Consider the following 23759-nt stretch of genomic DNA (forward strand, 5'->3'; position numbering starts at 1 on the left):
GGTTCCCGGTGCGCGGGCGCACCGGGAACCGAATTGCGACTGTCTGAATCATGAAGGAAAGAGCTGTTCACATGACGACACGGCAAGACGGTTACGGGGAGAGTCAGGAACAGCCGGTTGCGATCGTCGGGGTTTCCTGCCGACTTCCCGGTGCGACCGGAACAGCAGATTTCTGGGATCTGTTGAGTGACAGCCGCAATTCGATAACCGAAATACCCGGTGACCGTCGGGACGGGATCTCACGTTCGGTTCGGTTGGACGGTGGCACCCGCTTCGGGGCGTTCCTGGACGCGGTCGGAGACTTCGACGCCGCCTTCTTCGGTATCTCCGCCCGGGAAGCCGCGGCGATGGACCCGCAACAGCGGCTGGTACTGGAACTGGCCTGGACGGCGTTGGAGGACGCCGGAATCGTCCCCGCCGACCTGGCAGGTACGGCCGCTTCGGTGTTCGTCGGATCGCTGCGCGACGACTACGCCGGTCTGGTGCTGAGCAGCGGCGACGGCGCGATCACGCAGCACACGAACACCGGTACGCACCGAGCGATCATCGCCAACCGTGTTTCCTACGCCCTGGACCTGCGCGGGCCGAGTGTCGTGGTGGACACGGCGCAGTCGTCGTCGCTGGTCGCGGTCCATCTGGCGGCCCAGAGCGTGCGATCGGGCGAATCGCCCGTCGCCCTCGCGGCCGGGGTGAACCTCAACCTCCTCGCGGAGGGAGCGCTGGGGGCACAGCGGTTCGGCGGTCTCTCACCGGACGGACGCAGCTACGTCTTCGACGCCCGGGCCAACGGGTACGTGCGGGGCGAGGGTGCCGTGGTCATGGTGCTCAAGCCGCTGGCAGCGGCCCTGGCCGACGGGGACGACGTCTACGCGGTGATTCGCGGCAGCGCGGTGAACAACGACGGAGCCACCCCCGGCCTGACCGTGCCCGGCCCCGAGGCACAGGAGCGCGTGATCCGCGCCGCGTTGCGACGGGCGGACATCTCCCCGGACCAGGTGCAGTACGTCGAACTGCACGGCACCGGCACACCGGTGGGCGACCCGATCGAGGCGGCCGCCCTGGGTGCGGTCTTCTCGGCGCGGCGGGTGGACGGCACCGACGAGGGCGCGGACCCGCTGCTGGTGGGGTCGGTCAAGACCAACGTCGGGCACCTCGAAGGTGCCGCCGGTATCACCGGGCTGCTCAAGACGGTGCTGGGCATCAGGCACCGCCGGCTGCCCGCGAGCCTGAACTTCGAGACCCCCAACCCGGCCATCCCGCTCGACGACCTCGGTCTGCGGGTCAACACGGACCTCTCCGACTGGCCGCGCGCGGACCGGCCGCTGGTCGCCGGAGTCTCGTCGTTCGGTATGGGCGGCACGAACGCACACGTGGTGGTGAGCGAACCGCCGGCGACCGGGCGTACGGTTGTCGGGCGCTCGGCCGGCGAGGCGGACACCAGGCTGGTCCCGGTCCCCGTCTCGGGCAGGACACCGGCCGCTTTGCGGGCGCACGCCGCCCTGCTGCGGGACACCGGTCTCACACCGCACGACCTCGGGTACTCACTGGCGACGACCAGGACGGCGTTCCGGCACCGGGCCGTCGTCCTCGCCTCGAACGCCGAGGACCTGCGCACCGGCCTGGACGCCGTCGCGAACGGCGCACCCGCTTTGAACGTGATCTCGCAGGCGCCTGCCGAGCCCCGGCAGGACTGCGCGCCCGAGGCGCTCGTCGACCGGGACGACGACGGGCCGGCCGCGGAACTGGCCGTTCTCGCCGCCGAATTCGTCCGAGGCGCGGACGTCGACTGGGCGACGGCGTTCGCGGGCGTCCGGGCCGGGCGCGTCCGGCTGCCCGGCTACCCGTTCCAGCGGGAACGGTTCTGGACCGGCGAGCACCGGACCACAGCCCCGGCGGCTGGGCTTCCCGGCGGCTCCCGGCCGGCCGGTACGGACCCGGCTGCCCTGGTCAAGGCGCAGGTGGCGGCAGCGCTCGGCGCGGGCGACCCCGACGGCATCGAGCTGGACACGAACTTCCGGGATCTCGGGTTCTCGTCGCTGATGACGGTGGAACTGATCGAGAACCTGTCCGTCGCCACCGGACGCACGCTGCCCAGCGGCCTGCTGTTCGACTACCCGACCCCCCAGGAGCTGATCGCCCACTTCACCGAGACCGGGATCGAGCCGGGGGGCACAGGGCGGAGCACGCACGCGCTCGCACCGGCCGGACGTGCGGGCTCCTCCGGCCGGGACGAGGACGCGATCGCGATCGTCGGGATGGCCTGCCGGTTCCCGGGCGGGATCGAATCCCCCGAGGACCTGTGGCGGGTCGTGTCCGAGGAACGGGACGTGATCGGTGCGTTCCCGACCGACCGGGGCTGGCAGCCCGGTGACGGTTATGCGCGGGTCGGCGGATTCCTGGACACCGCCGCCGAGTTCGACGCGGCTTTCTTCGGCATCTCCCCTAGGGAGGCGCTGGCCATGGACCCGCAGCAGCGGCTCTTGCTGCAGACCGGCTGGGAAGCCCTGGAACGGGCCGGCATCGACCCCAAGTCTCTGCGGGGCAGCCGTACCGGCGTGTTCGTCGGCGGTACCGCCTCCGACTACGGCCCCCGCATGCACGAGGCGGGAGACGACGTCAAGGGCTATGTGCTGACGGGGACCACGACGAGTGTCCTGTCGGGCCGGATCGCCTACCAGTTCGGGTTCGTCGGGCCGACACTCACCGTGGACACGGCGTGCTCGTCGTCACTGGTCGCACTGCATCTGGCGATCCGGGCACTGCGCGACGGTGACGCGTCGGCGGCGCTCGCCGGCGGCGTGACCGTGATGGCCACGCCGGGTATGTTCGAGGAGTTCTCCCGGCAGCACGGGCTGGCCGCCGACGGGCGGTGCAAGCCGTTCTCGGCCGACGCCGACGGCACCGGCTGGGCCGAAGGCGTGGGAATGCTGGTGCTGGAGCGGTTGTCGGACGCCCGGCGGAGCGGTCACCCGGTGCTCGCCGTGATCCGGGGCAGCGCGATCAACTCCGACGGTTCCTCCAACGGGCTGACCGCGCCCAGTGGTCTGTCCCAGCAGCGGCTGATCAACGCCGCGTTGGCCGACGCCGACCTGAGCGGCGCCGAGGTGGACCTGCTGGAGGCACACGGCACCGGCACCTCGCTCGGCGACCCGATCGAGGCGGACGCGATCCTCGCCGCCTACGGGCAGGACCGGGACGTCCCGCTGTACCTGGGGTCGCTGAAGTCGAACCTCGGCCACACCCAGGCCGCCGCCGGAGTCGCCGGCGTGATCAAGGTCGTGCAGGCCATGCGGCACGAGGTCCTGCCGCGCACCCTGCACGCCGAAGTCCCGACCTCCCGGGTGGACTGGGCGTCCGGCCAGGTCGAGTTGCTGACGCGCGCCAGGCAATGGCAGCGGACGGGCCGGCCGCTGCGCGCCGCGGTGTCCGCGTTCGGGATCAGCGGCACCAACGCCCACATCGTCCTCGAGCAGGGGGAGAAGACCCCGACCGCGGTGGTGTTCACCGGTCAGGGGGCGCAGCGCCCCGGTATGGGGCGGGAACTGTACGCGCAGTTCCCGGTGTTCGCACGCACCCTCGACGAGGTGTGCGCCGCATTCGACCCCCATCTGGACCAGCCGCTGAAGGAGCTGATGTTCCGTGCCGGATCCGGCACGGACGCGGAGCTGAACCAGACCCGCTACACCCAGCCGGCCCTGTTCGCCTTCGAGGTGGCGCTGGCCGCGCTGGCCGCCGAGCACGGACTGGTCGCCGACCTGCTCGCGGGGCACTCCATCGGGGAACTGGCCGCCGCCTACGTGGCCGGGGTGTTCTCCTTGGCGGACGCGGCGAAACTGGTGGCCACCAGGGGCCGGCTGATGCAGCAGGCCCGCTCCGGCGGGGCGATGATCGCCGTGGAGGCCGCTGAGGCCGAGATCGCCGAGACCCTGGTCGACGGGGTCGTGGTGGCCGCGGTGAACGGCCCGGTGTCGGTCGTTCTCGCCGGGGACGCCGAGGCCACCGAAGTCGTGGCGGCCGGCTGGCGGGAACGCGGGCGCAGGGTCACCCGGTTGACCGTCAGCCACGCCTTCCACTCCCCTCACATGGACGACGTGCTCGACGAGTTCCGGGCGGTGGCCGAGTCGATCGACTACCGGCCGCCCCGGATTCCGGTGATCTCCACGGTGACGGGGCGGCCGCTCCCCGCCGATGTGACCGGGTACGCCGAGCACTGGGTCACCCAGATCCGCGGCACCGTGCGGTTCCACGACGCCGTGTCGGCCCTGCGTGAAGCCGGTGCCTCCGTGTTCGTCGAGGCCGGGCCGTCGGCCGCGCTGACCCCGCTGATCAGGTCTGCCGGGATCACCAGGGTCCTCCCGCTCGGCAGGTCCACCGGGCCCGAGACGGACGTCTTCGTCTCGGGTCTGGCCCGGGCCCACGGCGAGGAGCCCACCCACCCCTTCCGCCGGGACCGGTACTGGCTGCCGCCGCGGCGGGCGCACGGCACCTCGGGGCATCCGCTGCTCGACTCGGTGGTGGAGCTGGTCGACCGGGACGAAGTGGTGCTGGCGGGCTCCGTCTCGTCGGCCGAGCACCCCTGGCTCGCCGGGCATGTGGTCAACGGCTCGCTTCTGCTGCCCGGAACGGCGTTCCTGGATCTGGCGCTGTTCGCCGGGGAGCGCGTGGGACTGCCCGAGGTGGCGGACCTGACGCTGGAGAGCCCGCTCGAACTGCCCGGCTCCGGCTCCGCGCAGATCCAGGTCACCGTGCACGGCCGGAAACTGGCGATCCACTCCCGGCGGGACGGGGAGCAGGAGTGGACCCGGCATGCGTCCGGACTGCTCCTGGACTCCGGCCCGGACCTCGATGCGGCCGACCGGCTGGAGTGGCCGCCCGAGGGCGACCCGGTGCCGGTCGAGGACGCCTACGAACTCCTCGCCGACCGCGGGTACGACTACACCGGACTGTTCCGCGGACTGCGGTCGGCGTACCGGGACGGCGACACCGTGTACGCCGAGGTCCGGTTCCCCGACGAACACCTCGGTTCGGGGCCGGGGTTCATGCTCCACCCGGCGCTGGTGGACGCGGTGCTGCACCCGATCGTGCTGGGGCTGGTCGACGGCGGGGAGGCGATGCGCCTGCCGTTCTCGTGGAGCGGGGTGCGCACGCACACCGGCGTCGTCGGTGGAACGGAACTGCGCGTCCGTATCACGCCGGCCGGTGGCGACACCTACGAGCTGTTGCTCGCCGATGCGACGGGTGCTCCGGTGGCCACCGTCGACGGACTGGCCTTCCGGGCGGCCTCCCGCGACAGCTCCGGCACTTCCCCGATGTACGAGCTGGTCTGGCGGCGCGAGGGCTCTGCCCGGGCCGGGAGCACGACCGCCGGCGATGACGCCCTCCGGCCCACCGTCGTGGAGGTCGCACCGGCCGATGGCCCGGCGAGCGCGGTCGCCCGGTCTCTCCGGGAGATCCAGAAGTGGGTGGCCGCCGAACACGACCGGAGGGACCGGCTGGTTCTGGTCACCCGGAACGCGGTGTCCGTCGAACCGGATGAAGCGGTCACCGATCCGGCCGCGGCCGCGGTGTGGGGCCTGGTGCGAACCGCCCAGAACGAGTACCCGGACCAGGTCGTCGTGGTGGACGTCCCGGGCACCGCCGCCGCGGAGGCTGCGGCAGCCGCGATCGACGCCGCGGTGCGGACCGGGGAGTCCCAGATCGCCGTGCGGGACGGCGAAGTCCTGGTCCCCCGGCTGGCGAAGGCCGCCGGTACCGACGGAACCGGTGCCGGCGAGCCCGGATTCGGGTGGAATCCCGACGGCACTGTCCTGATCACCGGTGGCACGGGCGGGCTGGGCGCGTTGTTCGCCAGGCACCTCTACCACCGCCACGGTCTGCGCAACCTGCTGCTGGTCAGCCGCCGCGGCCCGGAAGCGCCCGGTGCCGCCGAGCTGACGGCGGAACTGGACGGCGCGCACGTGGTTGCCGTGGACGTGACGGACAGGGCGGCCCTGGCCGAACTGATCGACGGCATTCCGGCCGACGCGCCGCTGACCGCGGTGATCCACGCAGCCGGAGTCCTCGACGACGCCACGGTCACGGCGTTGACCGAGGAGCGGATCGACACGGTCATGGCGGTCAAGGCGGACGCCGCGCGGTACCTGCACGAACTGACCGCGGACCTGGACCTCGACGCCTTCGTCCTGTTCTCCTCGATCTCCGGTCTGCTCGGCACGGCGGGTCAGGCCAACTACGCCGCCGCCAACACCTACCTGGACGCCCTGGCCGCGCAGCGCCGCGCCCTCGGCCTGCCCGGAACGTCACTGGCCTGGGGGCTGTGGCAGGAGGGCATGGGCCAGTCCCTCGGCGAATCCGACATCAACCGCTGGACCCGGTCCGGGGTGGCACCGCTGACCGCCGAGCAGGGACTCGCCCTGTTCGACGAAGCGGTGGCCGGGGACTCGGCGTTGCCGGTCCCCGCGATCCTGCAGCCGTCCGGCCTGTCCGGCACCGACCCCGTGCCGGCCGTGCTGGGCGGCCTGGTCAGGCGGCGCCGCAAGCCGGCCGGGACCGGACCGGCCGGGCAGGCGGGGCAGGTGCTGACCGAGCAGCAGGCCCGGGAACTCGTACGGGCCACCACGGCCGCGGTGCTCGGCCTGCCGAACCCGAACTCGCTCGACCTGAGCAAGGCCTTCCGGGAGCAGGGGTTCGACTCGCTGGCCGGCGTCGACCTCCGCAACCGGCTGATCGCGGCCACCGGGCGTCAGCTCCCGGCCACCCTGGTCTTCGACCACCCCACACCCCAGGCGCTGGCCGCCCATCTGGCCGAGGACGCGAACACGGCTCCGGGCGAGGAGCGGGCGGGTGGCGCGAGGCGGCGGGGGAAGGCCAGGAGCCGGATTGACGAGCCGATCGCGATCGTCGGTATGGCCTGTCGCTATCCCGGCGGGGTCCGCTCGGCCGACGACCTGTGGCGGCTGGTCCTGGACGGGCGGGACGCGATCTCCGAGTTCCCGACCAACCGGGGATGGGATCTGGACGGGCTGTACCACCCCGATCCGGACCACCTCGGCACCAGCTACACCAGGCAGGGCGGGTTCCTGCACGACGCGGACCTGTTCGACGCGGCGTTCTTCGACATGTCGCCGCGTGAGGCACTGGCCACCGACCCGCAGCAGCGGTTGCTGCTGGAGACGGCGTGGGAGACGTTCGAGGACGCCGGAATCGACCCGGCGGCCCTGCGCGGGAGCCGGACCGGCGTGTTCACCGGCGTGATGTACGACGACTACGCCTCCCGACTTCCGGCCACCCCGCGGGAGGTGGAGGGCTTCCTGCTGGCGGGCAACACCTCCAGCGTGGTCTCCGGGCGGCTGGCGTACAGCTACGGGCTGGAGGGACCGGCCATCACCGTGGACACCGCGTGCTCGTCGTCGCTCGTCGCGCTGCACCTGGCCTCGAACGCGCTGCGCTCCGGTGAGGTGGATCTGGCCCTGGCGGGCGGTGTCACCGTGATGGCCGGGCCGAGCACCTTCGTGGAGTTCTCCCGGCAGAAGGGGCTGTCCACGGACGGCCGGTGCAAGTCGTTCTCGGCCGACGCCGACGGTACGGGCTGGTCGGAGGGCGTCGGCCTGCTGCTGGTGGAACGGCTGGAGGACGCCCGCCGCAACGGGCATCAGGTGCTGGCGGTGCTGCGGGGTTCCGCCGTGAACTCCGACGGTGCCTCCAACGGGCTGACCGCGCCCAACGGCCCTTCCCAGGAACGGGTGATCCGGTCCGCCCTCACCGACGCCGGCCTGTCGAGCGGTGACATCGACCTGGTCGAGGCGCACGGCACCGGTACCCGGCTCGGTGACCCGATCGAGGCACAGGCCCTGCTGGCCACCTACGGGCAGGACCGCGAGGAACCCGTCCGCCTGGGTTCGCTGAAGTCGAACCTCGGGCACGCCCAGGCCGCCGCCGGCGTCGGCGGGGTGATCAAGGTGGTACAGGCGATGCGGCACGGCATCCAGCCGCGCACCCTGCACCTCGGCGAGCCGTCGCCGCACGTGGACTGGTCCGCGGGTTCGGTCGAGCTGCTCGCCGAACGACAGGACTGGCCGGACCTCGGCCGGCCACGCCGGGCCGCGGTGTCCGCGTTCGGGATCAGCGGCACCAACGCCCACGTGATCCTGGAGCAGGGCGAAAGCGTCGCGCGTCCCACCGGGACGGCGACCGAACCTTCCGGCCCGGGTGATCAGCTCTACGCCGGTCGCCCGATGGTGCCGCTGGTGCTGTCGGCACGGACCGAGCAGGCCTTGCGCGTGCGGGCCGCGCAGCTGCGGACCCATCTGGAGGACCACCCCGGCCTCGACCTCGTCGACGTCGCCGGCACCCTGGCCGCCCGGCGCGCCCGGCTGGATCAGCGGGCCGTCGTGCTCGGTGCCGACCGGGAAACCCTGCTGCGCGGGCTCGACGCCCTCGCGGCGGGCACGTCCGGTGGGCCGGGAGTGGTGCAGGGGAACGGAACGGGCCGAGGCGCGACGGCGTTCCTGTTCACCGGGCAGGGGGCACAACGGACCGGGATGGGTAGCGAGTTGTACGAGCGGTCCGCGGTCTACCGCGCCGCGTTCGACGAGGTGTGCGCGCATCTCGATCCAGTACTCGACCGGCCGCTGCGCGTCGTCCTGTTCGCCGAGCCGGAGAGCGCGGATTCCGCCCTGCTCGACCAGACGGCGTACACCCAGGCGGCGTTGTTCGCCGTCGAGGTGGCGCTCCACCGGTTCGCCGAGCACCACGGCATCACCCCCGACTACCTGCTCGGGCATTCGGTCGGCGAGGTGGCGGCGGCGCATGTCGCCGGGGTCTTCGACCTGCGCGACGCCTGCCGCCTGGTCGCCGCCAGGGGCGCCGCGATGCAGTCGGCCCGCGACAACGGGGCGATGGCGGCGCTGGAGGCCACGGAGGAGGAGGTGCTCGACTCGCTGGTGGCCGGGGCGACGATCGCCGGTGTGAACGGTCCGCGGGCCGTGGTGGTGTCCGGCGACGACGACGCGGTGGCCGCGGTGATCGAGCACTGGTCGAGCCGGGGCAGGCGGACCCGACGGCTCTCGGTCAGCCACGCCTTCCACTCGCCGCACATGGACGAGGTGCTGGCCGGCTTCCGGGCCGAGCTGGACACCGTCACCTTCCACGAGCCGCGCATCCCGGTCGTGTCGAACGTGACCGGACAGGTCGCCACCACCGAGCAACTGACCTCACCGGACTACTGGGTGACCCATGTCCGGCAGGCGGTCCGGTTCTTCGACGGCGTGCGAACCCTGCGGCAGAGCGGTGTCACCGAGTTCGTCGAACTGGGCCCGCACGCGGTACTGACCGCGATGGTCTCCCAGGCGGTCGCGGACGAGGAAGCCGAGGGCGACATCGGCGTCACCGTACCGATGCTGCGGTCCGGACGCAGTGATGCGGAGACCGCGTTCGCCGCGCTCGCCGCCCTGCATGTCCGGGGCGTACCGCTCGACTGGTCGGCGGTGCTCCCGGCGACCGAGCCGGTGCCGCTGCCGCGGTATCCGTTCCAGCACCGCCGGTACTGGCTGGAGACCCCCTCCGCCGCGTACCCCCTGCTGGGCACAGTGGTGGACCTCGTCGACGGCGGAACCCTGCTGACCGGCGAGATCACAGCCACCGGATGGATCGGCGACCACCGGATCCGCGGTGAGGTCGTCGTGCCCGGCACGGCGTTGCTGGACATGGCGTTGCACGCCGGTGCGTGGGTGGGCTGCCCGACGGTTGCCGAACTGACCCTCGCCACGCCACTGGTCCTGCCCGAGGACGGGACCGTCTCCGTACAGATCCAGGTCGACGCCCCCGACGCGAGTGGCGGACGGTCGGTGCTCATCCACTCCAGGCCGGCTCCGTCCGGGGCCGATGAGTGGACCGAGTGGACGCGGCACGCCCACGGGGTTCTCGTCCCCGGCCCCCAGTCGCCCCCGGCCGAGCCCGAACGGGCCGGAGCCGAGGTCGAACTGGCCGGCGTGTACCAGCGGTTGGCCGAGCACGGCTATGACTACGGCCCGGCGTTCCGGAACCTCCATGCGGTGCGCCGGGACGGTGAGGACCGGTTCGTCGAGGTGGAACTTCCGCAGCGGTACCGGGCCGAGGCGAGCCGTTTCGGCGTGCACCCCGCACTGCTCGACGCGGTCCTGCACGTGCTGCTCCCCGGAGTGGTCGACTCCGGCGCCGAAGCGGTTCTGCCGTTCTCCTGGACCGGGGTGACGCGTCATACGACCGGTGCGACGGCGTTGCGGGCCCGGGTCTCGGTGCGTGGCAGCACGGCGAGTCTGGTGGTCCACGACGAGCACGGCCACGCTGTGCTGACGGTGGACGAGCTGGCACTGCTGCCCATCGGCGGGAGTCACGCGCCTGCGGGGATGCACACGGTGGTCTGGCGGGATTCCACCGGCCCCGACGGCTCCGCCGAACCGGCCGTACCGCACCGCGTACCGGCTGGGCCGCTCGCACAGGAGGACCCTGAGCGGGACGTCCCGGCAGCGGCGAAGGCCGCGGTGCATTCCGTCCTCGGTGCGCTCCGCGAGATCCTCTCCGGGGAGGACGAGCGCAGGCACGCCTTCGTGATCACCCCGGATCTGTCGCACGCCGCGGTTCGCGGACTGGTCCGGAGCGCCCAGTCGGAGAATCCGGGCAGGTTCGTGCTGATCGAGGCCGAGGAGTCGGCCACCGACGAGCAGCTCGACACGGCTCTTCGCACGTCTGAGCCGGAACTCGCGATCCGCGACCACAAAATCCTGGTGCCTCGGCTGGCCCGGCCGGCCAGCGGTCCGGCGAGTGTCCCGGACACCCGGGTGGACTGGGGCGCGGGCCCGGTGCTGATCACCGGGGCCACCGGAACCCTCGGTACCGTGCTGGCCAGGCACCTGGTCGTGAAGCACGGGGCGCGGAACCTGGTGCTGGTCAGCCGGCGCGGTGAAGCCGCGCCCGGCGCGAGCGAACTCCGGGCCGAGCTGGTCGGCCTCGGTGCCGCCGTGAGCCTGGTGGCCGCCGATGTGACCGACCGGCGAGCCCTCGAGCGGGTGTTCGCCGAGCACGAGCCGGCCGCGGTGGTGCACACGGCGGGAGTCGTCGCCGACGCCACCCTGACCGGGCTGACCGCCGAACAGATCGACACGGTGCTGCGCCCGAAGGTGGATGCGGCATGGCACCTGCACGACCTGGCCGGTGACAGGCCTCTGGTCCTGTACTCCTCGGTCGCCGGGCTGCTCGGTACGGCGGGCCAGGCCAACTACGCGGCGGCCAACACGTTCCTGGACGCCCTCGCCGAGCACCGCCGTGGAGGTGGCCTGCCCACGCTCTCCCTCGCCTGGGGTCTGTGGGCACAGTCCAGCGGCGTCTCCGAGCAGTTGACCGACGCCGACCTCCACCGACTGGCCCGCACGGGTCTGCGGCCACTGGACACCGACGAGGCCCTCGGCCTGTTCGACGCCGCCCTCGAAACGGTCGCCGGCACCGGTTCCCCGGTTCTGGCCCTGACCCGGTTCGACCGCTCCGCGCTGCGGGGCCGGACGGACCTCCCGGGGCTGCTGCGCGACCTGGCCGGACCGGCCGCGGCCACGACTCCGACGGCTGCGCGGAACGGCGAGGGACGCGGAGCGGACACCACGTCGCCTGCCCCGGAGCTCGATCGCGCCGGACTGCGGGACATCGTTCACGGCCAGATCGCCGCGGTCCTGGGCTACGCCGACCCGGCCGAGGTCGAGGAGACCCGCTCGTTCAGCGAACTCGGTTTCGACTCGCTCACCGCGGTCGAACTCCGCAACCAACTGAGCACCGCCATCGGCCGGCGGCTGTCCGCGACCGTGGTGTTCGACCACCCCACCCCCGCCGCGCTGACGGAACATCTGCTGAGCCTGGTCGCGGCCGAGGAGCCGTCGCTCCGCCCGGACAGCACACGGGCGGGCAGGGCCGAGGAGGCCCACGACGAGCCGATCGCGATCGTCGGGATGGCCTGCCGGTACCCGGGCGGCGTCACCTCCCCCCAGGAGCTCTGGCAGTTGGTCGCCGACGGCCGGGACGCCACCTCGGAGTTCCCGGTGAACCGGGGCTGGCCGAGCGATCTCCACCACCCCGATCCGGACCACCCGGGCACCTCCACCACCAACCGGGGCGGATTCCTGCACGACGCCGACCTGTTCGACGCGGAGTTCTTCGGCATGTCGCCGCGAGAGGCGCTGGCCGTGGACCCGCAGCAGCGGCAACTGCTGGAAACCACCTGGGAAGCGGTCGAACAGGCTGGCCTGGACCCGCAGGACCTGCGCGGCAGCCGGACCGGTGTGTTCGTCGGCGTCATGTACAGCGACTACGGCTCCCGGCCGGACCTGCCACCGGACGGCGTCCAGGGATACCTGTACAGCGGCAGCGCGGGCAGCATCGCCTCAGGCAGGCTCGCCTACACCTTCGGGTTCGAGGGGCCGACCCTCACCGTGGACACCGCGTGTTCGTCCTCGCTGGTCGCGGTGCACCTGGCCGCGAGCGCGCTGCGGCGCGGGGAGTGCGAACTCGCCGTGGCGGGCGGCGCGACGGTGATGTCCACACCGACGGCGTTCGTCGAGTTCTCCCGCCTGCGCGGGCTGTCCGAGGACGGCCGGTGCAAGTCGTTCTCCGACGATGCCGACGGCACCGGGTGGTCCGAGGGCGCCGGCATGCTGCTGCTGGAGAAGCTGTCGGACGCCCGGCGCAACGGGCACCGGGTGCTCGCCGTCCTCCGCGGCTCGGCGGTGAATTCCGACGGTGCCTCGAACGGGTTGACCGCGCCGAACGGCCCCGCCCAGGAACGGGTCATCCGGGCCGCGCTCGACGCCGCCGAGGTGGACCCCGCGGATGTCGACCTGGTGGAGGCGCATGGCACCGGAACGAAGCTCGGTGACCCGATCGAGGCACAGGCCGTGATCGCCACCTACGGACGTGACCGGGAGAACCCGGTGCTGATGGGTTCGCTGAAGTCGAACATCGGGCACGCCCAGGCGGCCGCGGGAGTCGGCGGCATCATCAAGGTCGTCCAGTCCATGCGGCACGGCATCGCCCCGGCGACACTGCATGTGGGTACACCGTCCCGGCACGTCGACTGGTCCGAGGGCCGGATCGAGCTGCTGACCGAGGCCCGCCCGTGGCCACGCGGGGAGCGTCCCCGCCGGGCCGGGGTGTCCTCCTTCGGGTTCGGGGGCACCAACGCCCACGTGATCATCGAGGAGGCGGAGGCCGAACCGTCCCCGAACCCGGCGGCTCCGGCCGCACCCGCGCTGCCATGGGTGCTGTCCGCCCGTAGCCGGCAGGCCCTCGTGGAGCAGGCGAAGCGGGTCGCCTCCCTGTCCACGGTGGACGAGTCGTTCACCCTGGCCACCCGTTCCGCGATGCCGTACCGGATCGCGGCGACGAGCCCGCAGTCCCTCAGGGATGCGGTGCCGGTGCGGGTGGCAGGAGGTCGGCTGGCCTTCGCGTTCACCGGCCAGGGAGCGCAGCGCATCGGTATGGGCCTGGAACTGGCCGACGCCCACCCGGTGTTCGCGGCCGCGTTCGACGAGGTCTGCGGGCACTACGACGCTTCGCTGCGCGCGGTGGTGCAGGAGGCGATCGCGTCCGGGGCGGGCCTGGACGAGACCGGTACGGCACAGCCCGCGCTGTTCGCCGTCGAGGTCGCGTTGTTCCGCCTGGTGGAGTCCTGGGGGATCCGGCCGGACCTGGTACTCGGGCATTCCATCGGCGAGTTGGCCGCCGCGCACGTGGCCGGGGTGCTGTCGCTGCCGGACGCGGCCCGGCTGGTCGCCGCCCGTGGCAGCCTCATGCAGGCCCTGCCGGGCGGCGGGGCGATGGTCGCCGTCGAAGCGAGCATCGACGAAGTAGAAGGGCTGGACCTGCCCGCCGGGGTGGCGGTCGCCGCGGTCAACGGTCCCGGCTCGATCGTGCTGTCCGGTGCGGAGGCGGCGCTGCTGTCCTTCGTCGAGGAGGAGTTCACCGGCCGGGGACGGCGCACCAAGCGGCTCTCGGTCAGCCACGCCTTCCACTCCCCGCTGATGGAGCCGATGCTGGAGGACTTCCGGGCGGTCGCCCGGGAACTCACCTACAGCGCCCCGGAGATCCCCGCGATCTCCACGGTCACCGGACGGCACGCCGAGGAGTGGACGGACCCCGAGTACTGGGTGAACCAGGTCCGGGCGACCGTCCGGTTCCACGAAGCGGTGTGGACCGCACGGGACGAGGGCGTGCGCACCGTGCTGGAGGTGGGGCCCGACGCGGTGCTCACCGGAATGATCGCGGCGGGCTTCCCCGCCGACGAGGCCGGCAACCCGGTCGCCGTGCCGCTGCGGCGGGCGGGCAAGTCCGAGCCGGACACCGTCGCCGCGGCTCTCGGCACCCTGTTCACCAGGGGTGTGGAGGTCGACTGGCGCGCGGTGTTCCCCGGCGCCGAGCCCGTCGACGTGCCCACGTACGCGTTCCAGCGCAAGCGGTTCTGGCTCACCCCGGCCGGACGGGCCGACGTGACCGGCGCCGGTCTGCGCTCCGCGGAGCACCCGTTGCTGGGCGCGGCGGTCGATCTGGCCACGGCCGGCCCCGCAGGGGGCACCACCGTGTCGACCGGCCGGCTGTCCCTGTCCACCCACCCGTGGCTGGCCGATCACCGGGTGGACGGTGTCGTGATCGTGCCCGGTACCGCGTTGGTCGAACTGGCCGCGTCGGCGGGCCCGATAGCGCAGTTCACCATCACCGAACCGGTGGTCGTACCGGGCACCGGCGCGCTCAGCCTCCAGATGGTGGTCGACGGCACCGAGGTCACGCTCTTCTCCCGGAGCGAGGGCGCCGGCTCCGACGACCTTCCGTGGACCAAGCACGCCGCCGGGACCCTCGACACCCAGCAGCACCGGGCCGTCGCTCTCGCCGAGCCCTGGCCGGAGGACATGACGGAGATCGACCTCACCGGTGTGTACGACCGGGTCGCGGAACACGGCTACCAGTACGGTCCCGCCTTCCAGGGGCTGCGGCTCCTGTGGCAGCGCGACGAGGAACTGTTCGCCGAGGTCGGGGCAGCTGAGGAACCGGCCGGATCCGCGGCGGAGTTCGCCGTGCACCCGGCGTTGCTGGACGCGGTCCTGCATCCGCTGCTGCCCGACGTCACCGGTGCCCGTCCTGCCGCACTGCCGTTCGCCTGGGCCGGGGTGCGTTTCCACGCCGCAACCTCCATGACGGACCGGTCGGCCGTGCGTGCCCGGATCACTCCTACGGGCCCGGACGCGGTGCGCCTGCTGGTGACCGACACCGACGGCAACGTCCTGGTCGAGGTGGACGAGCTGGTACTGCGTCCGTTCACCGGGCTGCTGACCGGCGCCTCGGCCGGCGAGAACCTGCTCCACACCCCGGTCTGGCGCGAGTCGGACCTGTCCGGGGCACCGGCCGACGCACCGGCGGACGGCGCCGAGTTCGACGTGGTGCAGGTCGATTCCGGTACGGGTGACCTGCCGCAGCGCGCCCGGCACGCCGTGCACCACACCCTCGGTGTGCTGCGTGACCGGCTGGCGGACGACACCACCGGAAAGCTCGCCGTCGTGGTCGGCTCCGACCTCGCCCACGCGGGTGTCCGGGGCCTGGTCCTCAGTGCCGCGACGGAACACCCCGGCCGGTTCGTGCTGGTGGACCGCCCGGACTGGGACGGTGCCGCCGATGTCCGGGACGCCGTCAAGCAGCTCCTGTCCAGGGCCGTCAGCGGTGACGAGCCGCAGATACGGGTGCGCGAAGAGCAGGTTCTCGTCCCGAGGCTGATCAGGTACAGGCGGGCAGCCGAGCCCCGGCCGGGAGATCCGCAGAGCCCGGCGGGCGCCGCGATCCCCTGGGGCGAGGGCACCGTCATGATCACTGGTGCGAGTGGTGCCCTGGGCACGGCACTGGCCAGTCACCTGGTGGAGCGGCACGGCGTGCGATCGCTGCTGCTGGTCAGCCGGAGCGGGGCTGCTCCGGAGCTCGACGCCGCTGCGGGCGACGTCGAGATCATCGCGGCGGCCTGCGACGTCACCGACCGCGACGCGCTGGCCGCGCTCGTCGGCCGCCACCGGCCTGTCGCCTTCGTCCATGCCGCAGGGACGCTGGCGGACGGCACGGTGGACGGTCTCACTCCCGAGCAGGTCGACACCGTGCTGCGGCCCAAGATCGACGCCGCCTGGCATTTGCACGAACTGGCCGGGGACAACCCCTTGGTGCTGTACTCCTCGATCGCCGGGCTGCTCGGCAACGCGGGCCAGGCCAACTACGCGGCGGGGAACACCTTCCTGGACGGCCTGGCCGAGTACCGCCGTTCACTCGGCCTCCCCACGGTCTCGCTGGCCTGGGGACTGTGGGAGACCGGGATGGGCGACGGGCTGTCCGAAGCGGACCTGAGGCGGATCCGGGCACTGGGGCTGCGTCCGATCACGCTGGCGGACGCGCTGGCGGCCTTCGACGTCGCCACCGCGGACATCGCCGGCCCGGAGGCCACCGACGCCCGGAACCCGGTGTTCGCCGTGACCGGAATCGACCGGGCGGCTCTCGGTGCCGCCGCGAACCAGCCCGCTGTGCTGCGCGATCTCGCGCCCCGTCGCAAGCAGGCCGCGGCATCCGGCGCCGACCGGTCCCGGCCTGCCGAGCCCCGGGCCGGCATCCAGTGGGATCAGCCGGGTGCTGTGCTCGACCTGGTCCGCCGCGAGGTCGCCACGGCGCTGGGACACGACAACGCGTCCGCGATCGCGTCCGACGTGCCGTTCACGGAACTGGGCTTCGACTCGCTGACGGCGGTCGAACTGCGTAACCGGCTCGCAGCGGTGACCGGTGAACGGCTGCCGACGACGCTGGTGTTCGACTATCCCACTCCGGTCACCTTGGCCGAAAACCTGCGCAGCATTCTGGCAGCCAAGCAAACCGCACCTCTCCTCGACCAACTGGAGACGTTGATTCGCGACGGACGACTCGCCTCCGATGAAGTGGAAAGGCTTCGGCAACTGCTCGGCGGCACGGCGACCGGCGCGATCTCGGACGAGCAGCTCGAAAAGGATCTGGACGATGTGGCAGACGAGGAGTTGTTCGCTCTGGTCGACGAACTCGACTGATATTCGACAGATTCGACTGAGATTCATCGCGACAAGAAGCAGCGCATTCAGTGATAGGATCCTGCGCCATGAACAGAAATTCCGCCACCCAACTCGTCGGAAAGTACATCGCCATCTGGAATGAATCGGACGATGGCGCCCGAAAGGCTTTAGTGGACGAGGTATTCGCTCCGAACGCCACGTACACCGATCCCAACATCACCGCCGAAGGCGCAGCGGCGATCGGCGAGTACATCGCCGCTGCGCAGAAGAACTTCACCGGAATGCCCTTCACCCATGGCGCGGTGCTGACCCATCACGATGTCGTCCACTTCGCCTGGGAGGTCGGCCCCACGGGCGGGGCGCCGGTGGTGAGCGGGTTCGACGTCGCGACGTTCGAGGGCGACCGGATCAGCCGGCTGTACGGTTTCTTCAACGGCTACTGACACCTTCGCGAGGCGGGACCAGGGGCCCTCGCTCCCCCGCCATGGGCCCTCACTCGCTCGCCATGGGCGCCCGCTCCCCCGCCACGGGGTCGCTGACCGCATGGTCGCCGGGAAAGGAGTTCGTCCCGACGACCAGCGGCAGCGCCCGGAGCAGGCGCGCCCGCCTCACGGAGACGGAGTCGGGGTGACCGAAGATGCGGTGAAATATCTGCCAGGTCGATTCGGCGATGCAGTCGCCTATGGTCACGATCAAGTTGTCGAAAAGCCGGGCGACGGCCTCGACCGACAATGCCTCGAGCAGGATTCGAGTACTGTTCGGCTGAGCCAGACCCCAGTGCGGGAACCTACGGTGGAAATTCTCGTTCGCGCACGCCACCACCAGCAGCATGCCGGACTCACCGTGCGATCCGAGTTTCTCGATGAATCCGAGGGTCGCCTCGTCGGCGAGATGCAGGTCGTCGACGGCGATGACGATCGGGTGTTTTCGGGCGAGCTCGTGCACGAAAGTCTCCGCCTCGTGGACGGCACTTCCCGACTCTGAACGGTTCCGCTCAGGGAACTCGGGCAGCCCCGCGGGGTCGACCTGGCGGTGCAGCGAGCGCAGTTGCCGGACGACCGCGAGCGGGTCGATGCTCACCGACCTGCTCACCCGGTACTTCACGATCAGAGGTGCCAGCGTGTTCTTCTGCGAGACCAGCCGGCAGAACTCCATCAGGAGTCGGCTTTTCCCCGTCCCGTGGTCGCCGAGGATGGTCACCAGATGCGGGATGCTGCGCTGCTCGACGCGCTCGAACATGCGCTGCAGAATTTCCATCTCGTGGTCCCGGTCCATGAACGGCTCGGTGTCGACCGGATAGTCCACGGAGCGCGCCTCAGCGACCCAGTACGGGAGCTGCTCAGCGGCCATCGCCAGGTAGGAGACCTGGTCGGCGGTCAGCGACCGCGTCCGATCGGACACCCAGATCATGCCGACCGGAACCTGGGGGAATATTTCCCAGCACTGGTCCATGAGTGTGCCGTTGACCGACACCCGGCTCTGCTGCGGGGACGAGTCGGAGTGCCGCTGGAGGTCGCCCGTCGCCACCATGGCCCTGATGGTGAGCCCATGCTTGTTCTCGTCCGACACGTCGAGGCTGTCGCGCAGGAGAAGGGCGAGTTGCGTAGCGCATGCGGCGCCCTCCCTCGGGTCGTCGAGGTCGAAGAGGGCGATCGTCGCGGAGCCCACGGACGCCAGTACTTCTCCGCCGCAGCACTCCACCCCGGCCCGGACCAGCGTGTGGATCCCGTCGAGAAGCTCATCGACACCGACCGGGTGCGCCGCGCTCGCCCCGGCTCCGACATGCGCGCGGACGATCATGACGGTGGCCTCACGCCGGTGCGACGGCGTCCGGGGCGGCGCCGCGGTATGCGGCCGGCTCTGCGCGTCCAGCAGGTCCCGCGCCGCTTCGGCCTCATCGGGACGTGTGTGCGGAGCGGGCCGGGAAACCGGGTCGGCCGTACGTCCTGCCCGGTCGGGGTCATCACCGGCGACCGCGGGCTGGAAGAACTCGGTGAGCGTCGGATCGTGCGACAGGATCCGTTGCTGGAGGTCCCGCAACCACGGCCCGGGCTCCAGACCGAACTGGTCCACGAGTTCGGAATGCGTCCGGTTGTAGACGTCCAGCGCTTCGGTCTGGCGACCGGAGCGGTACAAGGCCAGCATGAGCAGTCCGCGGGCCCGCTCACGCAGGGGTTCGGTCTCCACCATCTTCTCGATGCCACCGATCAGCTCCCGATGGTGACCGCATTCCAGCATGGCTTCGAAATACAGCTCCTGGGCGTCGATGCGTGAGTTCTCGACGATGGTCGATTCGGGCCAGACGATTCCCACTTCCGCCAGGTCGGCGAGCACGTCCCCACGCCACAGGTCCAGCGCGTCCCGCAGGATCGCGGCCGCCTCCACCGGAAGGCCGTTGACCATCTTCTTGCGACCGAGTTCCAATTGACGGCAGAACACATGGACATCGACCATGTCCTCGTCGATGCTCAACATATATCCGGGAGGCTGCGTGATCAGAGCAGGGAAAGGACCACCCGCGCGCAGCGTTTCCAGAATCGACCTGAGCGACCAGACTGAATTGTGCAGGATTTTCCTGGCGGTGACGGGTGGCTTGTCATCCGGCCACAGCGAATCCACTAACCGGCTGGCCGCGACCACCTGATTCGGCTCGAGCAGCAGGCGACCCAGCAGCGCGCGCTGTTTCACTCCGCCGAGAACGGCCCGTTCACCGCCTCTGACAACCTCGAGCGGACCAAGAACGCGAAACTGCACCATGATTTCTCCCCCAGTTTCCTGGTCACAAATCGCCCACGCCAAGGAGCGCATACATTAGCTTCGGATCGCGAAACTGAAATGTTCATCGGCTCGTCATCATGCCGAGTCGGCTCCATAAGTCGACTGCGGCGGCGACCGCACTGGACGACGTTGTCCATACGGGAGATGCCGTACGTCAGGAGGCGAGCGCCGGCAACAACAAGTCTCTTAACGAGACGCCAACACCGCGCTCATCGTGAGGGCGCTACAGGAAACAGCGCGCATGAAATGGCACACCGGATGCGGGAAAGGTCCGGTGTGGCGCGTACAGCATTGACCCCATTTATTTACCCCCGTACCCTTGCAACACTTTCAACCACCAGTTGCTATCCAGCGGTTCGACGCTGCGACACAAAGAATCGCCTGACGTCAGCGTTAATGTCAACCCCCCTATTGACTCACAGGTCTCAACCGGGGATCATAGCAGGCTGCATTCGCCGCACACCACCGCTTATTCGGCCAGAATTACGCCGGAGACATCGAGGGGCCGGCCGCCCGCAAGCCATTTCGTCTGACTTTTACAACGGTCATCCGCGCCCGAAATGGGCGTATGCGATCGCGCCCGACATCCCCGTGATTCCCGCGACCCCCGACCGGACCGCGGGAGCCGGGGCGCACCCCGACGCAGGGCCCCGGCCGGTCGCCGGACGCCGAACCCACGCAGGCACTTGCATGATTATGCGTGGTGATACATACTCTTTCTATGTCCAAGGTCCTCACCTCCCTGCCCGCCGGCGAACGCGTCGGCATCGCCTTCTCGGGCGGTCTCGACACCTCCGTCGCGGTCGCGTGGATGCGCGACAAGGGCGCCGTCCCGTGCACCTACACCGCCGACATCGGCCAGTACGACGAGCCCGACATCGCCTCGGTGCCCGGCCGTGCCAAGACCTACGGCGCCGAGATCGCGCGTCTGGTCGACTGCCGTGCCGCGCTGGTCGAAGAGGGCCTGGCCGCACTGACCTGCGGCGCGTTCCACATCCGCTCGGGCGGACGGGCGTACTTCAACACCACCCCGCTCGGCCGCGCCGTCACCGGCACGCTGCTGGTCCGCGCGATGCTCGAGGACGACGTCCAGATCTGGGGCGACGGCTCGACCTTCAAGGGCAACGACATCGAGCGGTTCTACCGCTACGGCCTGCTCGCCAACCCGCACCTGCGCATCTACAAGCCCTGGCTGGACGCGAAGTTCGTGACGGAGCTCGGCGGCCGCAAGGAGATGTCCGAGTGGCTGCTGGCCCACGGCCTGCCCTACCGGGACAGCACGGAGAAGGCGTACTCCACCGACGCCAACATCTGGGGCGCCACCCACGAGGCCAAGACGCTGGAGCACCTGGACACCGGCGTCGAGACCGTCGACCCGATCATGGGCGTCCGGTTCTGGGACCCGTCAGTCGAGATCGCCGCCGAGGACGTGACGATCGGCTTCGCCGAGGGCCGCCCGGTGTCGATCAACGGCAAGGAGTTCGCCTCCCCCGTCGACCTGGTCATGGAGGCCAACGCCATCGGCGGCCGGCACGGCCTGGGCATGTCGGACCAGATCGAGAACCGGATCATCGAGGCCAAGAGCCGCGGCATCTACGAGGCCCCGGGCATGGCGCTGCTGCACGCCGCCTACGAGCGCCTCGTCAACGCGATCCACAACGAGGACACCCTCGCCCAGTACCACGCCGAGGGCCGGCGCCTCGGCCGGCTGATGTACGAGGGCCGCTGGCTGGACCCGCAGGCGCTGATGATCCGCGAGTCGCTCCAGCGCTGGGTCGGCGCCGCCGTCACCGGCGAGGTGACGCTGCGGCTGCGGCGCGGCGAGGACTACTCGATCCTCGACACCACGGGCCCGGCGTTCAGCTACCACCCGGACAAGCTGTCCATGGAGCGCACCGAGGACTCCGCGTTCGGCCCGGTGGACCGGATCGGCCAGCTCACCATGCGCAACCTCGACATCGCCGACTCCCGCGCCAAGCTGGAGCAGTACGCCGGCATCGGCCTGATCGGCACGGGCAGCCCCACCATCGGCGCCTCCCAGGCCGCCGCGACCGGGCTGATCGGCACCATGCCGGAGCTGCCGCAGGGCGGCGCCGAGGCCATCGCTTCCCGGGGCGAGGTCTCGGAGGAGGACGCCTGGCTGGACCGCGCGGCGATGGAGTCCGGCACGGACTGACCCACAGCAGCACAGAGAGGCCGGCCCGGCATCACGTCGGGCCGGCCTTTCGGCGTGCGCCGTGCCGTCGCCCGGCCACGGACGCCGAGGGGCCGCACGGCATGGGGACGGCGTCGACCGTCCCCATGCCGTGCGGCCCTGCTTACCCGCGCTCCAGCCGGTCCGAGACGGCCCTCTCGCCGACGATGGGCGAGCGGCGGGAGGCCCGGGCCCCTACGGGAAAGCCACACGCCGGGGACGCCGCCCCCGCCCTCGGCGGTGACGGCGTCCCCGGGTGCCGCGTGCGGATCAGCGCGACGTGGCGGCCATCTCCCGGACCGGCGCGTCCAGGGAGTCCAGGCTGCGCAGGATGTCCTCGACGCGCTGCCTGGCGTCGCCGAAGAGCATCTGGGTGTTCTCGCGGAAGAACAGCGGGTTCTGCACGCCCGCGTAACCGGCGGCCATGGAGCGCTTGAAGACGATCACGTCGGCCGCCTCCCACACGTGCAGGACCGGCATTCCGGCGATGGGGCTGGACGGGTTGTCGGTGGCGGCCGGGTTGACCGTGTCGTTGGCGCCGATGACCAGGACGACCGAGGTGGCGGCGAAGTCGTCGTTGATCTCGTCCATCTCCAGGACGATGTCGTACGGCACGTTGGCCTCGGCGAGCAGCACGTTCATGTGCCCGGGCAGCCGGCCGGCCACGGGGTGGATGCCGAACCGCACGTCCACGCCCCGGTCGCGCAGCTTGCGCGCCAGTTCGGCGACCGGGTACTGCGCCTGGGCGACGGCCATGCCGTAGCCCGGCGTGATGATGACCGAGGTGGCGTTGCCGAGGAGTTCCGCGGTCGCCTCGGCGTTGATCTCCCGGTGCTCGCCCTGCTCGCCCTCGTCGGCGGCCGCCGCCGGGGTGCCGAAACCGCCCGCGATCACCGAGATGAAGGAGCGGTTCATCGCCTTGCACATGATGTACGACAGGTAGGCGCCGGAGGAGCCGACCAGCGCGCCTGTGACGATGAGCAGGTTGTTGGCGAGCAGGAAGCCCGAAGCGGCGGCGGCCCAGCCGGAGTAGCTGTTGAGCATCGAGACGACCACCGGCATGTCACCGCCGCCGATGGAGGCGACCAGGTGCGCGCCGAGGGCGAGCGCGATCACGGTGACCGCGATGAGCAGGCCGATGCCGGGGCGTACGACGAACGCCACCGTCAGCGCGACGAACGCGACGAGCGCGCCGACGTTGAGGACGTGCTTGCCGGGAAGCGTGAGCGGACGGGAGTTGATGCGCGCCGAGAGCTTCAGGTACGCGACGACGGAACCCGTGAAGGTGACGGCGCCGATGAACACCCCGATGAACACCTCGGCGTGATGGATGGCCAGCAGCGAACCGGAGAGCTCGGCGTCGACGTCGAGGTAGCCGTTCCAGCCGACGAACGTGGCGGCGAGGCCGACCAGGCTGTGCATGATGGCGATCAGCTCCGGCATGCCGGTCATCTCGACCACCCGGGCCCGCCACAGGCCGATGCCCGCGCCGAGGGCCGTGGCGACGGCGATGAGGACGAGCCCGGTCGCGGTGATGCTGCGGGAGGCGAGCCCGACCGTGGCGGCCAGGGCGACGACCATGCCCGCGATGCCCCAGACGACTCCGGAGCGGGACGTCTTGTGCTGGGAGAGGCCGGCGAGGCTGAGGATGAACAGCAGCGCGGCGACGACGTAGGCGGCCTGGGCGGCCGTATCTGTGGTCATCCCTG

The 23759-nt window shown here is 71.1% G+C and carries 5 protein-coding genes; 3 read left to right on the forward strand and 2 right to left on the reverse strand.

From position 1 onward, the window contains the following. The first annotated feature begins 71 nt into the window (after positions 1-71). Together ABTX60_RS00165 and ABTX60_RS00170 are read left to right on the forward strand one after the other, a co-directional pair. The gene (locus ABTX60_RS00165; protein WP_352094798.1) at positions 72-17096 is read left to right on the forward strand and encodes an SDR family NAD(P)-dependent oxidoreductase; all 17025 of its coding nucleotides are present in this window, start codon (positions 72-74) and stop codon (positions 17094-17096) included. Positions 17097-17164: 68 nt separating this feature from the next. Next, the gene (locus ABTX60_RS00170; RefSeq protein ID WP_352094799.1) at positions 17165-17521 is read left to right on the forward strand and encodes a nuclear transport factor 2 family protein; all 357 of its coding nucleotides are present in this window, start codon (positions 17165-17167) and stop codon (positions 17519-17521) included. 49 nt (positions 17522-17570) lie between these two features. Here ABTX60_RS00170 and ABTX60_RS00175 read toward each other — a convergent pair whose 3' ends face one another. Next, on the reverse strand, positions 17571-19835 hold the full coding sequence (locus ABTX60_RS00175; protein ID WP_352094800.1) for an ATP-binding protein: 2265 nt from the start codon (positions 19833-19835) through the stop codon (positions 17571-17573). 742 nt (positions 19836-20577) lie between these two features. Between ABTX60_RS00175 and argG the strand changes: the two genes are divergently transcribed. Further along, positions 20578-22032 (forward strand): argininosuccinate synthase, encoded by a 1455-nt coding sequence (gene argG / locus ABTX60_RS00180; protein WP_352094801.1) that lies wholly within the window; start codon positions 20578-20580, stop codon positions 22030-22032. A gap of 288 nt (positions 22033-22320) precedes the next feature. Here the strand turns inward: argG and pntB are convergent, their stop codons facing one another. Beyond that, the gene (gene pntB / locus ABTX60_RS00185; RefSeq protein WP_352094802.1) at positions 22321-23754 is read right to left on the reverse strand and encodes a Re/Si-specific NAD(P)(+) transhydrogenase subunit beta; all 1434 of its coding nucleotides are present in this window, start codon (positions 23752-23754) and stop codon (positions 22321-22323) included. Positions 23755-23759 lie beyond the last annotated feature (5 nt).

This window comes from Streptomyces sp. NPDC126510 (genome assembly GCF_040302345.1).
GTDB lineage: Bacteria > Actinomycetota > Actinomycetes > Streptomycetales > Streptomycetaceae > Streptomyces.

Bases quoted from the DNA above. Each gene is read 5' to 3' on its own strand.
- argG (WP_352094801.1), top strand. From the start codon at position 20,578: ATGTCCAAGGTCCTCACCTCCCTGCCCGCCGGCGAACGCGTCGGCATC.
- ABTX60_RS00165 (WP_352094798.1), top strand. From the start codon at position 72: ATGACGACACGGCAAGACGGTTACGGGGAGAGTCAGGAACAGCCGGTT.
- ABTX60_RS00175 (WP_352094800.1), bottom strand. From the start codon at position 19,835: ATGGTGCAGTTTCGCGTTCTTGGTCCGCTCGAGGTTGTCAGAGGCGGT.
- ABTX60_RS00170 (WP_352094799.1), top strand. From the start codon at position 17,165: ATGAACAGAAATTCCGCCACCCAACTCGTCGGAAAGTACATCGCCATC.
- pntB (WP_352094802.1), bottom strand. From the start codon at position 23,754: ATGACCACAGATACGGCCGCCCAGGCCGCCTACGTCGTCGCCGCGCTG.